At 42.3% G+C, this 13,189-nt stretch carries 16 protein-coding genes and 2 pseudogenes; 1 reads left to right on the top strand and 17 read right to left on the bottom strand.

Annotation, left to right across the window (positions count from 1 at the left end; translation table 11 throughout):
• Positions 1-98: 98 nt before the first annotated feature.
• From CBF27_RS12655 to CBF27_RS14425, 4 genes and pseudogenes are all read right to left on the bottom strand, one after another.
• Positions 99-428, bottom strand: coding sequence for a hypothetical protein (locus tag CBF27_RS12655; RefSeq protein ID WP_126814868.1), 330 nt, complete (start codon positions 426-428; stop codon positions 99-101).
• 175 nt (positions 429-603) lie between these two features.
• Positions 604-834, bottom strand: a complete 231-nt coding sequence (locus CBF27_RS12650; RefSeq protein WP_126814866.1) for a helix-turn-helix domain-containing protein — start codon at positions 832-834, stop codon at positions 604-606.
• 100 nt (positions 835-934) lie between these two features.
• Positions 935-1,297 carry a hypothetical protein gene (locus tag CBF27_RS12645; RefSeq protein ID WP_148112305.1) on the bottom strand — a complete coding sequence of 121 codons (363 nt, stop codon included), beginning with the start codon at positions 1,295-1,297 and terminating at the stop codon, positions 935-937.
• Positions 1,298-1,365: 68 nt separating this feature from the next.
• Positions 1,366-2,136 (bottom strand): annotated as a pseudogene (locus tag CBF27_RS14425) (IS3 family transposase); the annotation flags it as partial.
• Positions 2,137-2,334: 198 nt separating this feature from the next.
• Between CBF27_RS14425 and CBF27_RS14635 the strand changes: the two are divergent.
• A pseudogene (locus CBF27_RS14635) lies at positions 2,335-2,545 on the top strand (transposase); the annotation flags it as partial.
• A 78-nt stretch (positions 2,546-2,623) separates the two neighbouring features.
• Here the strand turns inward: CBF27_RS14635 and CBF27_RS12625 are convergent.
• From CBF27_RS12625 to CBF27_RS12565, 13 genes are all read right to left on the bottom strand, one after another.
• Complete coding sequence (locus CBF27_RS12625) at positions 2,624-3,037, bottom strand: rhodanese-like domain-containing protein (protein ID WP_126814860.1); 414 nt, start codon at positions 3,035-3,037, stop codon at positions 2,624-2,626.
• A 37-nt stretch (positions 3,038-3,074) separates the two neighbouring features.
• The gene (locus tag CBF27_RS12620) at positions 3,075-4,040 is read right to left on the bottom strand and encodes an ROK family glucokinase (RefSeq protein WP_126814858.1); all 966 of its coding nucleotides are present in this window, start codon (positions 4,038-4,040) and stop codon (positions 3,075-3,077) included.
• Positions 4,015-4,248, bottom strand: a complete 234-nt coding sequence (locus CBF27_RS12615) for a YqgQ family protein (RefSeq protein WP_126814856.1) — start codon at positions 4,246-4,248, stop codon at positions 4,015-4,017. Before CBF27_RS12615 ends, CBF27_RS12620 begins: the two co-directional genes overlap by 26 nt.
• A gap of 73 nt (positions 4,249-4,321) precedes the next feature.
• Positions 4,322-5,071: a rhomboid family intramembrane serine protease gene (locus CBF27_RS12610; protein WP_126814854.1), complete on the bottom strand. Its 750-nt coding sequence runs from the start codon at positions 5,069-5,071 to the stop codon at positions 4,322-4,324.
• 20 nt (positions 5,072-5,091) lie between these two features.
• Positions 5,092-5,649 (bottom strand): 5-formyltetrahydrofolate cyclo-ligase, encoded by a 558-nt coding sequence (locus tag CBF27_RS12605; RefSeq protein ID WP_170175115.1) that lies wholly within the window; start codon positions 5,647-5,649, stop codon positions 5,092-5,094.
• Positions 5,650-5,755: 106 nt separating this feature from the next.
• Positions 5,756-6,742 carry a sugar kinase gene (locus CBF27_RS12600; protein ID WP_126814850.1) on the bottom strand — a complete coding sequence of 329 codons (987 nt, stop codon included), beginning with the start codon at positions 6,740-6,742 and terminating at the stop codon, positions 5,756-5,758.
• Between the two features lie 2 nt (positions 6,743-6,744).
• Positions 6,745-7,494, bottom strand: a complete 750-nt coding sequence (dagF, locus tag CBF27_RS12595; protein WP_126814848.1) for a 2-dehydro-3-deoxy-phosphogluconate aldolase — start codon at positions 7,492-7,494, stop codon at positions 6,745-6,747.
• A complete protein-coding gene (locus CBF27_RS12590) occupies positions 7,495-8,598 on the bottom strand; it encodes a DgaE family pyridoxal phosphate-dependent ammonia lyase (RefSeq protein ID WP_126814846.1) in 1,104 nt (367 codons plus the stop codon). It lies immediately after the preceding gene.
• Between the two features lie 3 nt (positions 8,599-8,601).
• Positions 8,602-9,714, bottom strand: a complete 1,113-nt coding sequence (locus tag CBF27_RS12585) for an amidohydrolase/deacetylase family metallohydrolase (protein WP_126814844.1) — start codon at positions 9,712-9,714, stop codon at positions 8,602-8,604.
• An 18-nt stretch (positions 9,715-9,732) separates the two neighbouring features.
• Positions 9,733-10,815, bottom strand: coding sequence for a DUF871 domain-containing protein (locus tag CBF27_RS12580; RefSeq protein WP_126814842.1), 1,083 nt, complete (start codon positions 10,813-10,815; stop codon positions 9,733-9,735).
• Positions 10,812-11,075: a hypothetical protein gene (locus CBF27_RS12575; RefSeq protein ID WP_126814840.1), complete on the bottom strand. Its 264-nt coding sequence runs from the start codon at positions 11,073-11,075 to the stop codon at positions 10,812-10,814. The genes CBF27_RS12580 and CBF27_RS12575 overlap by 4 nt, the downstream gene beginning before the upstream one ends.
• Before the next feature lie 41 nt (positions 11,076-11,116).
• Positions 11,117-12,409, bottom strand: a complete 1,293-nt coding sequence (locus tag CBF27_RS12570; RefSeq protein ID WP_126814838.1) for a PTS sugar transporter subunit IIC — start codon at positions 12,407-12,409, stop codon at positions 11,117-11,119.
• 76 nt (positions 12,410-12,485) lie between these two features.
• Positions 12,486-13,184, bottom strand: coding sequence for a GntR family transcriptional regulator (locus tag CBF27_RS12565; protein ID WP_126814836.1), 699 nt, complete (start codon positions 13,182-13,184; stop codon positions 12,486-12,488).
• Positions 13,185-13,189: the final 5 nt, after the last annotated feature.

The following is a 13,189-nucleotide window of genomic DNA, read 5'->3' as shown; positions in this document are numbered from 1 at the left end:
ATTTGCTGTTTAAATTCCTTGGTAAATGTCCGTCTCGGTCTACGTTCTGACATGTTGATTCCTCCAGTGTGTTTTATTATAGTTTACACACCTTATTTTTATTGTCTAGTCCAGTGTAGCCTGTCCATATAGTCGCCTTTTAAGGTTAACCAAACACGTGCATATTCAATCTGAGAATCTGAGTATCCTTTTAAAATGTTTGAATCAGTCATATTTTGCTGCTCTGTTTCTAACTCAGATGAAGTTGATTTTGAACTCTTACTTTCGCTTTCTGCTATTTTATTTTTAGATTCAGAATGCAGCACTTCAGTTTCTGAAGTGTTTGTCTTGCTCGAATCCTTCTTTGAAATATTCTTTTTATCACATGCTGTAAATATAAAAATAATGATTAATAAGGTAGTACAAATAGCTAATTTTCTTCTTTTCATTTTTAATTAACACTCCTTTTATTAAGATATAAATAAAATTATACCATTTTTCTCATTTATTACAATAATATTACTTATATATTTCTTTAATGTTTCTTTAATATTTCATTATTCTTTTTTATGTTTTTTTCTGTTACTCAAAAAAAGCATATTGATGCAAGCATCGATCTTTTTCTCAAAAAATTTCAACTTCTGCAAAACTATCACTTTCATGTGCATGAGAAATTTCTTCAAAAGAAAGATTAATACGACTTAATAACTTTATAAAGTTTGCAAGAGAAATATCTGACTTTCCTCGTTCAAAATCTGACAAAAAATGTGTGCTTACAATCCCACCTGCTACTTCTTTCATTGTAAATCCCTTGGATTTTCTTAACATTCTAAATGTATTCCCATAATTTTCCATAATATAACTTATTCTGTTGCAAAGTTTTCCAGCAAAGCCATTTTAGGAAAAACTTTGCAACAAAACCATTTTAACAGTCCTCCAGTTTTCTGACCCTCGCCTAAAAAAATCCATAAGTATCGTCTAATTGATTAGCATAGCCTTCATACTTTAAAACTTCCCGAAAAATCATAATCACTTTTTCGCTATCATTTTCTTTCCCGTTAAATAAATCATAAATCCCTTCTAAATAAACATAAAATAAGTTACAGTGAATATTTTTCAAATCATTTTTCATAAAAACTTTTTCACGATACCTTATGAGGATTTGTTTTGCCTTTTGAAGATGATGATTGATGAGTAGATTAAGACAAAAATGAAGCGAAACATCCCAACGCCAGTTATTGATTGAGAGGCGTGTTTTTGTTTCAACAAATTTAACCCATAAAAAAGGGCTTCCTCCTCGGAAAATTCTTGGTAACAATAGGAGCTTAAAAATAATTCCAGTGTAGCCTGTCCATGACTTTCTCGCAAAAAATGTGTATGAGAATTCTAAGCAACTTGTTGACAAAGAGTTTCCATTTCTTGAGGAGTCAAATAATTAATGCTGCTGTGGATTCTAGTACGATTATAAAAACCTTCAATATATTGAAACAATGCTAGTTTAGCCTGCTCAAAAGACTGGTACTGGTTTTGGTAGACCTCTTCCTTTTTCAAAGTGGCATGAAAAGACTCGATACCCGCATTATCGTAAGGACACCCTTTGTGACTAAAGGAATGTTGAATCCCTAATTTGTTTATTTGATCTTTGTATTCTTGGCTTGTATACTGGCTGCCTAAATCTGAATGTAAAACGAGTTATTTAGACATCGTTTGTGTTTGAACTGCTTGGTTCAATGTGTCTAACACTAATTCTGTCGTCATCTTCTTACCGAATGACCAAGCAATAATTTTTTTAGAATGTAAATCCTGAATAGATGACAAGTACCACCAATCATCCTCGACAGTATGAATGTACGTGATATCTGTTACCCATTTTTGATTCAACCTTGTGGTTGAAAAATCGCGTTTTAAAAGATTCTCACGTTCTTGAATAATTCCCTTGTCAAAGTTGGACGGTCGCCATTTTTTAACAATAATGGAACGAATATTTAAGTCTTTCATTCTTTTTTGCACACGTTTGAGGCTGATGAAAACGCCTTGTTTGGCTAATTCCTGATAGCTTTTAGGTGCACCGTAGCGACGGCCAGAATCTTCATAAATCTTAAGGATCCTGTCGTTAAGCTCTTTATTCTCTTTTGCACGCTTGGATTCTTTCCGATTAATTTGTTCTTGGGCTTGTCTTTAAAAGTAAATTTGTTAACTAAATATCCTTGGTCACCAAAAGCCTTCGTTTTTGATACATATCGTTAGTAACATGAAGCTTTTTTGGTCCAGGATTATGTCCGCACCCCCTATTGTGTAGAAAAGTCTTGCAAAACACACCAGATTTTCGATTTACTTAAAGATGCGCCACATGAACTGCCAGAGGAGTTGAAGCATATCAAAAAAGCCTTTTTTAAATACGAGAGCGGTATTCCGCTTAGCCTTTACCACACCGTATTCCAATGGTCGGTTAGAGAACCTGCATACGCATATTAAGACCTTAAAACGAATCGCTTATGGCTTTAGGAGCTTTACCAATATGCGCACACGCATCTTTTTGCTGAGTGGCTTGATTCAAATAAAATAAAAAAACACCAGAGAAGGAAAACTATTCCTTACTCCGATGTTCATAGGTGATACTATCGGTCCGATTTGACGAAGTGCCTTAATACGTTGCTTTTTTCTTGGTCTTGCCGCTCCATTCGCTAAAGCCTTTTTTCAAAATATAAACATCCGTGTAGCCTTCTTTTTTCAGCATGGAGGCCACACTGATGGCTAGCTTCTTGCGGTCTTCATACAAATAAATCGGCTGGTCTTTACGAAGTGACGTCAAGTATTCTTTGTGGGAACGCGCCAGCGTGTATGGAATGCTGCGTGCTCCAAGAATATGACCGGCATTATAGGAATCTTTTTCGCGCACATCAATGACTTGTGCTTTGCGCATGCCTTCGATAAACTCATCCTGCTCGATCCACTCTGCGCCGCTCAGTTTGCGTTTAATAATAAAATACAGTTCATATAGTCCGAACAATGCGATGATTGTCAGCAAAAAAATGTTTAATGTTCTCAAAAAACTCATTACCGCAATTACTCCTTCTTTTCAATAGAATGACTACTTATTTTGCCGCCATTAAAACTAATGACGCCGCACCGATGACACCCGCTTCATTTCCCAGCTGTGCCAGTCTGATGTCCGTACTTTCCGTTACTTGCGGAAAAGTGAATGTTTTAAAATAGTCTTTGACGCGCTCCAATAAAAAGTTGCCTGCTGCCGATACGCCGCCGCCGATAACAATGCTTGACGGATTCAGCATATTGCCGATATTGCCGCATGCCAATCCCAAGTAAAAGCAAACTTTGTCCACGACCATCAACGCAAATGTATCATTGTCTTTGGCCAAGTCAAACACCAGCTTGCTTGAAATATCCTGGCCGTCGTCAATCATGTCTTTCAAACGGGAGTCGCCGGCAAATGCTTCGGACATCGTACGTGCCACACGTACCACACCGGTTGCACTGGCGACTGTTTCGAGACAGCCTTTTTTCCCGCATGTGCATTCAAAGCCTTCCGGGTCAACTGTGATATGGCCGATTTCACCAGCCGCACCGACAGCACCGTGCAAGAGACGCCCTTCAGCGATGATACCGCCGCCGACACCAGTCCCCAGTGTGATAAACGTCACATCGTCAAGATTGTCGCCGGCGCCTCTCCAGCGCTCTCCCAAGGCCGCCACGTTGGCATCATTATCAATATAAAACGGGATGCCCAGCGCGCTTTCAATTTGCTCTTTGACCGGCTGGAGCGTTTTCCAATTTAAATTGTATGCACCGATAACAGTCCCCTTATTGCGGTCCACGGTTCCCGGTGTGCCCATGCCGATACCGGCAAAGTCATCTTTTGTCAGCTGAAACAAGTCCAGTTTGTGTGTGATAGAGTCAATGATATCCGGCACGATATGCGACCCGCCATCAACAATATTTGTTTCAATACTCCATTTCTGCTGAATATCGCCGTCCATTGTCAGAATGGCAAATTTCACTGTGGTCCCACCTAAATCAATTCCTATCAACTTCTTGCTCAACTTTAAAACCCTCCCGTGATTGTTCCAATTCGTATTCTTTTGTCAGTACACGTACGGCAGACACATATTCCTCTTTTTGAATCAAGCCTTCGGTATACAACGCTTTTAACTCAATCTTCATTAATGCGATGTCACGAAGCCGGCTGCCGACATAAATAAAGGTACCGAACCGTTTCAGCAGCTGTTGCACATCGTATAATGTTTTCATTTTGACACTTCCTACTCTATTATACAGATTACTGCGCAAAATGACAGTCTCTTTCAGAAAATTCGAGAAAAATCTACAAGCCCACCTGACTGAATCCTAAAACGATGGAAAAGACGATAAGAAAAAGAAACACAATCAGCGCCAATATCCGTTTATGGATGTCGATGCCATCTTCAATATAAACACCGCTGCTCTCGACCCGCGGCACGGAGACAATCAATGTCATGAGGATACCGCCGATTACCCCGCCCAGATGGCCGAGGATATCAACGCCGGAGCTGAATAAATTCATCACCAGGTTTAAGATGATTAACATCGACATCGTACTGGACATGTGTCTCAGCACCGGATTATACGGATAGATTCTGCCGAGAACGATAAAGGCGACAAACATGCCGAAAATAGCTGTACTGGCACCGGCAGAGACAGATTGAAAGTTTCTGCCGAAACCGAAACTGATGACATTCCCGAGGATGCCGCTCAGCATGTACACCAAGAAAAAGCGGACATGACCAAGCACGTCCTCCAATATCCGGCCGACAAAATACAAGCTGACAGAATTCAGCAGGAGATGGGTCAAGCCGATATGCACAAATATCGGTGTGACAAACCGCCAGTATTCATGCTGAAAGACAATGCTCAGCGGCGACATCGCACCGAACTTCATTAACACGCTGATTGAAGTCGAACCGCCCAATTGGCCGAACCGCAACCCGTAAACTTCCATCATCAGATAGACAGCTACCTGAATAATTAAAAAGGCATATGTTAATAGCGGTTTGTTTAAAAAACGTTTTAATTTCATTTGCTGTTGATAATTCATTTTTCCACCTCGTCAAATTACTAGCCGATTAACAATTTTTGTACCGGACGGTCATACTCTTCCGGCTGCCAATCATTATTCAACTGCTCTGTAAAAATCAAACTGATTGTCCGTCCCTGATACCGGTCAAGGTACCGGTCATAAAAACCGCCGCCAAAACCGATGCGGTAACCGTCATCTCTAAACACGACCCCCGGGACAATCAGCAAATCAATCTGCTCCGGCCGTATCAGCCGGTCCGTTTCCGGTTCCAAAACACCAAAAGATGTGCGTGTCAGCTTGGTCTGACTGTCATATGCGTAAAAATCCATCTGCCCAGCCGGAAATGTCCGGGGCACACCGACTGTCTTGCCGTCTTGCAATGCCTGGCGGATGATGCGCTCGGTATTGAATTCAGTGTCCATAGACAAAGTCACTGCGACCACATCAGCCTTTTGCCATTCCTCGGCCAGAAACAAACGGTCAGTGACTTGCTCCTCCCGTCTGCATTTTTCCTGATAATCCCGGGACAATTCTTTCATGCGTCGCCGAACTGACTGACGGTATGTTTTCTTATCCATAGCTCTTCCCTTTTTCATCTTACTATACAAAAAAAACAGACTTATGGCAAATGGAACACGTATGCCCCAGCTAAAAAAGCGAAAAGACTTTCTCATCACTAAGTGTGAGAAAGTCTTTTTGTTGTTACCGTTTGACATCAGTCGGCGATGCCATATAATCTAATACGAACTCCCTGCTCAGAACCGGACTGTCTCCCAGCGTGGTATGGGCAAGTTCGCCGCAAGCTGTTGCATAATCCACCGTTTGCTGGCCGTCCCACTGCTCCAGCAGACCTGTCAGTATCCCGGCGGCAAATGCGTCACCGGTGCCGATTCGGTCAAGAATATGCACTTGACGCTCTGCCGACATAAACTGTGTCCCGTTTTCATACAGAAACCCTTTGATGGTTTTTGCCTGCTTGTCCTGACCGCGGATAGTACCGGCAAACCGTGACACCTGATACTCAGACATGAAACGCGCCGCTACCTCATCAGCAGTCTTGCCTGAGATGTCCAGCAACTCCTTCAAGTCCCTGGTCGAACCAAACACGATTTCCGCATGATGGAGAACTGTTTTATAAGCCGAAAGCAGCTCGGCGCGCTCGTCATCCGTATTCAACGAACTCCGGAAATTGAAATCAAAACACACGCTGATATGCCGGCTTGCCGCCTTCTCAGCCAGACGCAAGGCATTTTTACGCGACTGCTCCGACGTTGACAAGGCAATGCCGCAAATATGCAGCATGTCCACATCTTTCAGGGCAGCAGCCATCTGCTCATCTGACAAAAGGTGCTGATTAAATGCACTCTCTGTTCTATTCAGATACGTCACCTCTGAAGGGCGGTTGGCATAGCCCATCTCAAGCATGTAAATCCCCAGATGATTGCCCTCAAAAATCAGCGCTTCAGAGGATATACCTAGCCTGCGGACAGCCGCAGCAGCCGCCTTTCCGAGATTGTTATCCGGCAGCACTGTCAGAAGTTTTGCATTAAAGCCGTTTTGGATCATCCCTGCCATGACATTCAACCCGGAACCAGTATAATACATATCCAGCGTCTCAGTCTGCATCAATGTTTTGTATAATGGCGGATTCAACCGCAGCATCACTTCTCCATATGCTAATATGTTCACAGCTACTCTCCTTTAGCTAAAACCGCCTTCGTCATCTCAAAAAGCTTGCGCACATCTTCCGGACGCGTATCTCCTGTTTCAGAGTCAATAATCGAACTGTAAATGTGCGGGATGATTTTTTTCACTCCGGCATCAACGGCGATTTGCAGTATTTCCTCAAAATTAGACAAATCAATACCACCCGTCGGTTCCAGCGCAAAATCCATGGCCGCACAAGCTTCTGCCACCGCTTTGTACTCATCACGGTGTGCCAGGCCTTTCATTGGAAAATACTTAATAGACGTGCCGCCCATGTCCTTCAACAGATTGATCGCTGCTTCAATGGTGACTTCCACAGGTTCCATTCCGGATGTAATCGGACCCGTTGCAATGTTGACATAGCCGACTTTACCGGTTGGTGATACCAGCCCGTTAATCACCGTATCATTTTGTTTCAGCACACTGCGGGATCCACCGACTCCTGTAAACACTTGGTTCACATGCTGAGGCTGCAGCACCTCCGACAAGCGGATAACCATCTGGCTCTGGTTCGGGTCGCCGGCACCCAGTCCGACTGACAACGCATTGTCAGTTTTCTCCTGATACCGTTTCATGTCGGCGATGGCTTCTTCATCCGAGTCATAGTTTTTTGACAAAACGCCCAAGACCACATGACCTTCTGCCGCTTCAAAACAATCCACAGCATTTTCAACGGAATTAGCCAATACATTCAAACAAACTCTGTCTTGATAATATGATGGTACTTTTTTCATCTAATGTTCCCCCATAACTATTGATGTCATTTTTTTTGCAATCTCATTCAGTTCAGCTTCATTCACCGAACGGATATCAAACTCGATAATGCCGTTGTTCACTTGATACTCCCGCGTATATACAGCCGTATCCCCTGATTTCAATTGTGCCACAACATCAGCCGCGGTCAGTTTGTCCGAATCAACACGGACACGCGCCCGGTAAATATCCCGGCCTGCCCCGTCCTGTACGATGTCTGCCTTTATCCCGTCCAGCTTGTTCAGCGAGTCAATGAAAGGAGCCAGCCGCTGCTTCATTGATTCGCCGCTTTCAGCACCATGAGCAACGTAGCGTTCAAGCGCAGTTACAAGCCCGAGTATGTTGTCCTTGCCGATTTTCATTGATCTGCCCAACCCTTTGGACTGGCTCTGCACCCATTTCACATAAGGATTCCGCCCGATCACTAGACCGGAACTTGGTCCCTCAAATGCTTTCGCACCGCTGTAAATAACTAAATCCGCCCCGGCCTGATAATATTTCTGCAAGTCTTCTTCTGCAGCTGCATCAACAATGACCGGCACATTATTCACACGTCCGACAGCGACCATCTCTTCAACAGTCAGCATACTCTTCTGAACCGTATGATGACTTTTTATATACAGCAGTGCCGCCGTTTTATCAGTGATTTGCATCGCCACTTGTTCCGCTGAGCACTCATTTGCATACCCGGCTTCGACAACTTGGCCGCCGCCTTGCTGGACCATCAGTTCAACCGAAGTGCCGTAATTCACATTGTGGCCTTTAGGAATCACGATTTCCCGTTGCGTGATACGTTCCGAGTAAGGATGCATCGTGTGGTAATCATCGCCTCTGCCGATAACAGCACTGACTGACTGAGCAATAGCCGCACTGGCAGATGAAACGACGGTGGCATTTTCAGTACCGAGCATCTCGGCAATATAAAGCCCTGTGTTGGCAGTCAGTTCCGCCATCTCAAAGAAACTCTGACCGGCAAACCGCTGCATGTCAGCAACCTCGTCACTGACTTTTGACACACCAAGGATAGTCATTTTCCCACTGGCATTGATAACTTTTTTCAGATTATATTTTTCATAGATATTCATGATTTACTCCTTTGAAATAGGATAGACGTTGCCTGCGACAATTGCATATAGCGGCTCGACTGTTTGATTGACAGATGTTTGATTGCCATTGGAGTCAATCAGCATCTTCTCCTTGTCCGTCACATGGAAGACAGTGATATCGCCGTCTTTACCGACCGCCAGCTGACCTTTTTCCGTCAAATGAAAAATCTCCGCCGGATTTTTTGTCACCATGTCAATCACCGTTTTCAAAGAAAGACCCAGCGACAGCATTTTTTCTAAAGTAGTTGAAAAATCAAATACCGGACCATTTTCGCGATTGCGGTGATAAATATCTGTGCTGATTGTCCGGCAAATAACCCCTTCGTCCAGCGCTTCCTGAGCTACAGAAAAATTAAAACTGTCCGTGCCGTGCCCGATGTCAAAAATAATCCCGCGCTTGTATGCATCCCAGACAAAATCTTTGATTTTTCCTTCCTCACTCATAATACCATTTAATTTGCCATTGTAACAATGCGTCACAATGTCCCCCGCCTCCAGAAGAGCCAAGATATCAGACAGCTCTGGCGGAGCCGAACCGATGTGTACCATCAGCGGCAGATCCGCTAATTCTTTCTGCAGTTCCTTCGCCATTTTCAATGGGATGACATCATTATTGCCGACGACCGTCCTGCTCATCCGCGCCTTAATGCCGATAATAAAATCAGATAACTCTTGAATGCGTTCCTTGTCCGTCTCAAGATTGATATTGCCCAAGTCAGACAGTTCGTCCTGTTTGATGATGCCCCATTTAGATATGTTCAGCAATGCATACACATTCGTGGCCGCTTTTTTGGCCAACTCGTAAAAATCTTTGATGTTCGCTTCTCCTGTACTTCCCGCATCAATGACTGTCGTCACGCCTTTTTTTACCCCGATTTCATCAGGAAAATCATAGTACAACGTCATCTTTTCATAGCAATGGACATGACTGTCAATCCAGCCTGCAGAAATAATGGCGTCGTCCGTAAGACGCAGCACTTTTTCTGCCTCTTCTTCAATCTTGGCAGACACGTGACTGATTTTCCCATCTGTGATTCCGATTTCCAGCGGTTCGCCCGCCACATTTCTGCCATTTTTAATTAAAAGGTCAAGCATTTTTTTCAACTCCCATTATTAGTGAAACAGAAACTTGCTCCATGGGTTGATGTAATCCAACAGCAGCAGTTCCGCATCGCAAATACGTCCCACTTTGTTTTTCCGTTCATCTGTATGAGCTTCTAAGACGATTTGCAATTCATTTTTATACTTTCCGAATAAATCATTTCCGATGACAATGTCGCCGCGAGTGAATTCACCCTGATTATCATGCGGCGGATTTTCTCTGTTTTCGTAGATTTTACGAACAGCTGTTGAACGAATCATCCGCGCTGTGATGTCGCCTCTTCGAACATGCTGATTGTCGAATAAAATGTCTCTTTCAACATCATTAATCCCTGCTGAGACCTCAATACGAAAATCAACTTGATAACGATTCACTTCGCTCAGTGCACGCAGTTCCTCATCAGAGGCGTAAGCATTGCCGATAATCACATCATCAATCAGATTTGTTGCAAATAAGTGTTTAGCCTGCACGTCAATCGGCAATGTCCGGTGGATTTCAAGAGTAGGCAGTCCGTCATTAATGTCCCACGGTCCCAGCTTGCCGGCTTGCGAATTAACAAATGCGGCCGTTCGAATCCCTTCTTTCTTAAATCGTTCTGAGCAGCTGATGAAAAAGTCAAGCGGTAAAGCCGTCCCTTTTTGCGGATAAAAGTTGTGACACCCGTAAATAAACGGACGGTTTGGCTGATACGTCAAAATATTGTCCAGATACGCCACATCATTACTCATATTCAGCTCAATGAACAGCCCGTACGGATTAAACGAAAGCAGAGCTTCTTTGCTGCTGTCAAACGCCACATCCAGACGAAGCCCATCCGCACCAAGCTCGGCAAAATAACGCAAATCATCATACGAAATACCCAGCGCATCAAAAATCCCTGGTGCAATGTCCAAAGCGACTTCAAACCCAAGTTCTTTTGCATAACCAATCACTCTGCTGAATTTCCTGAAAACCGCTTCTTTATCATCGCCGATTTCCAACATACTCATAAAAACTCTTGAAAAGCCGAGTTTACCGGCTTTTTCAAGATACACTTTATCCTTTTCAAAATCACTGGAATCCGGATAAAGCGACAAACCAATCCGTCGTTTCATATTACCTCTCCTCTTTCAATAGCTGCATATTTACTGCGCAGTTTCCAATTGATGACAGACGCACAAAATATAGTTGCTGAAGCCGGAATAAAGCGCACATTCAACCATATACCAATAATGACACTTCCTAAAATGACCACTATTCCCAACAAAAGAACACGGAAAAAACGTGAAGCAAAAACAATCTTCGGCAACTTCTTTTTCTCAATGACAACCTGCGAAAACGTAAAAACTAGAAGATAACTTAACAGTTCCAGCAAATGTTTCACCTTCTTAATGTTGCTGTTATAGTATTTTTTGATTATGCTTTTAATTCAAGTTCTTTTTTCAACTGTTGTTGTTCGAACATTTTGAAAAATGGATAGTAGATAGCTAGTGTAATAAAGAAATTAATCACAACTAATACCCCTGCCATCACATTCCAATCTGTACTGATCCAAGCCGCAACAGGTGAAATAGTAGTAAACGGTAACCTTGCCATCATAACAGGAACAAGATTTGTAATTGTCAAGAAATAAGAAATTGTTGTCGTAACTAACGGTGCAAGAATAAAAGGTATACCCAAAATCGGATTCATCACAATTGGTGCTCCAAATATGACTGGCTCATTAATATTGAATAAACCTGGCAAGAATGATAATTTGCCCAAACTCTTCAAATACTCTGACTTAGAAAACAAGAAGAGTGTAACCAGTGCTAATGTCCCACCAGCACCGCCAATCCAAACAAACCATTGTAAAAATTGTTCTGTAAACAAATTAGGCAACTGGTCAGCTGGAACCCCGTCGGCAAATGCTTCAATATTCTCAGCAATTGACATATCCCAAAAAGGCCTGATAACCGGTCCCATAATAGCTGGGCCATGAATTCCCAATACCCAGAAAAAAGTGATTAAAAATACTGTAATCAATCCGCCGAATAAACTGTTGCCCGCCAATACATCTTTAAATGGCATAAGAAGTGTACTTAAGAAACCGTTAATATCAAAATGAAGTAGATATTTAATCGACCAGAATAAAAGAATAATAACTGCTGCCGGCGCTAGTGCTATAAAAGAATTTGATACTTCCGGCGGCACACCCTCAGGCAACTTAATCGAAATATTTTTGGACTTCATGAAATGGTAAATTTCAACAGACACAAGTGCAGTAACGATTGAACCAAACAATGATGCAGAACTGAGTGAACCGATGCTCATATACCGGCCGGCATCTATCACCCCTTCAACATTTTCAGCAATTTTAATCGGATTAACTGATGTAATCAAAAATGCCATGACTGCCAGCATACTGCTAGTCAAACCATCCAATTTATAACTTTGGGCCAATGAATAAGCAATGCCGAATGTCGCATACAGAGCTAAAATACCAATCGTAAACCGATTAGGAATGTCCAGTATCGCTTGATACGGCGCAATCATATCTGCAAGTGACTGAATAGGCGGATTGTTCAGAATCGTAAAAAATGAACCGACAATCGTCAACGGCAAAGTGGCAACAATCCCTTTTCTGATAGCAGCCATGTGCCGTTGAGAGCTTAACCTTCCTGCCACTGGTGAAACTTTTTCTTCAAGGAACAAAACAAACTTATTCATAACTAATCCCTCCAATAAAACTTTTTACCCCTACTTCAATATATCATTATAATGTTAAAAAGTAAACCTCCTCCTTTTAAATTTCATACTCAATTTCGTAAAGTTTTTTCATGGTATCATAATGGCCAATCGAATATTCCACCAATTTATTGGTCGCATTGTAAGAGTGACGTGTCCGTTTCAAGACGATATCCCCTTTTAACTGCAGCGCTTGTTTGACTTCCTCACTGGCTGTTTCAACAGAAAATGCGTCTTTAATGTATGAAATCCCTGTGCCTTGCTTTGTCAGCCAACTATACAATGATGTTTTATCTTTTTTCAATTCAGCCAAATTGCCTGCATTCGGTAAATAATGATCGAATAAAATATACGGTTCATTATCCAACAGATACATCCGTGTTAATTTCACGACATGAGTACCCATTTTTTTGACTTCTGGAATGGTAGATGCCGGGTCGACTTCTTCAAGTGCGATAACTTTTTTCTCAAGTTTGTGACCCATGTTTTCTAAAATATGGGAAAAGGAAACGGCTTTAGACAATTTGTTAAATGCACGGTTGCTGATAACACGTGTGCCTTTCCCGCTTTTTTTCACCAAATACCCTTCCTGAACAAGAATATCAACAGCTTTACGCACTGTAATTTTACTCACCTGGTATTTTTCTTCCAGCTCGATTTCTGTAGGAATATATGAATCAACTTCGTAAACGCCGCTTAAAATATCTTCTTTAATGTCGGCTGCAATTTCAATGTAGAGTAATTTTTTTGTTTTCACTAACG

The organism is Vagococcus acidifermentans, from assembly GCF_003987655.1.
GTDB lineage: Bacteria > Bacillota > Bacilli > Lactobacillales > Vagococcaceae > Vagococcus_B > Vagococcus_B acidifermentans.
The sequence above is the reverse complement of the archived record's forward strand: the minus strand, read 5'-3'. Positions and strand labels throughout refer to the sequence as shown.

Excerpts from the sequence above, each read along its gene's own strand:
- CBF27_RS12610 (WP_126814854.1), bottom strand. The coding sequence starts at position 5,071 with ATGAATTATCAACAGCAAATGAAATTAAAACGTTTTTTAAACAAACCG.
- dagF (WP_126814848.1), bottom strand. The coding sequence starts at position 7,494 with ATGAAAAAAGTACCATCATATTATCAAGACAGAGTTTGTTTGAATGTA.
- CBF27_RS12580 (WP_126814842.1), bottom strand. The coding sequence starts at position 10,815 with ATGAAACGACGGATTGGTTTGTCGCTTTATCCGGATTCCAGTGATTTT.
- CBF27_RS12625 (WP_126814860.1), bottom strand. The coding sequence starts at position 3,037 with ATGAGTTTTTTGAGAACATTAAACATTTTTTTGCTGACAATCATCGCA.
- CBF27_RS12655 (WP_126814868.1), bottom strand. The coding sequence starts at position 428 with ATGAAAAGAAGAAAATTAGCTATTTGTACTACCTTATTAATCATTATT.
- CBF27_RS12615 (WP_126814856.1), bottom strand. The coding sequence starts at position 4,248 with ATGAAAACATTATACGATGTGCAACAGCTGCTGAAACGGTTCGGTACC.
- CBF27_RS12570 (WP_126814838.1), bottom strand. The coding sequence starts at position 12,409 with ATGAATAAGTTTGTTTTGTTCCTTGAAGAAAAAGTTTCACCAGTGGCA.
- CBF27_RS12590 (WP_126814846.1), bottom strand. The coding sequence starts at position 8,598 with ATGAATATCTATGAAAAATATAATCTGAAAAAAGTTATCAATGCCAGT.
- CBF27_RS12585 (WP_126814844.1), bottom strand. The coding sequence starts at position 9,714 with ATGCTTGACCTTTTAATTAAAAATGGCAGAAATGTGGCGGGCGAACCG.
- CBF27_RS12605 (WP_170175115.1), bottom strand. The coding sequence starts at position 5,649 with ATGAAAAAGGGAAGAGCTATGGATAAGAAAACATACCGTCAGTCAGTT.
- CBF27_RS12650 (WP_126814866.1), bottom strand. The coding sequence starts at position 834 with ATGGAAAATTATGGGAATACATTTAGAATGTTAAGAAAATCCAAGGGA.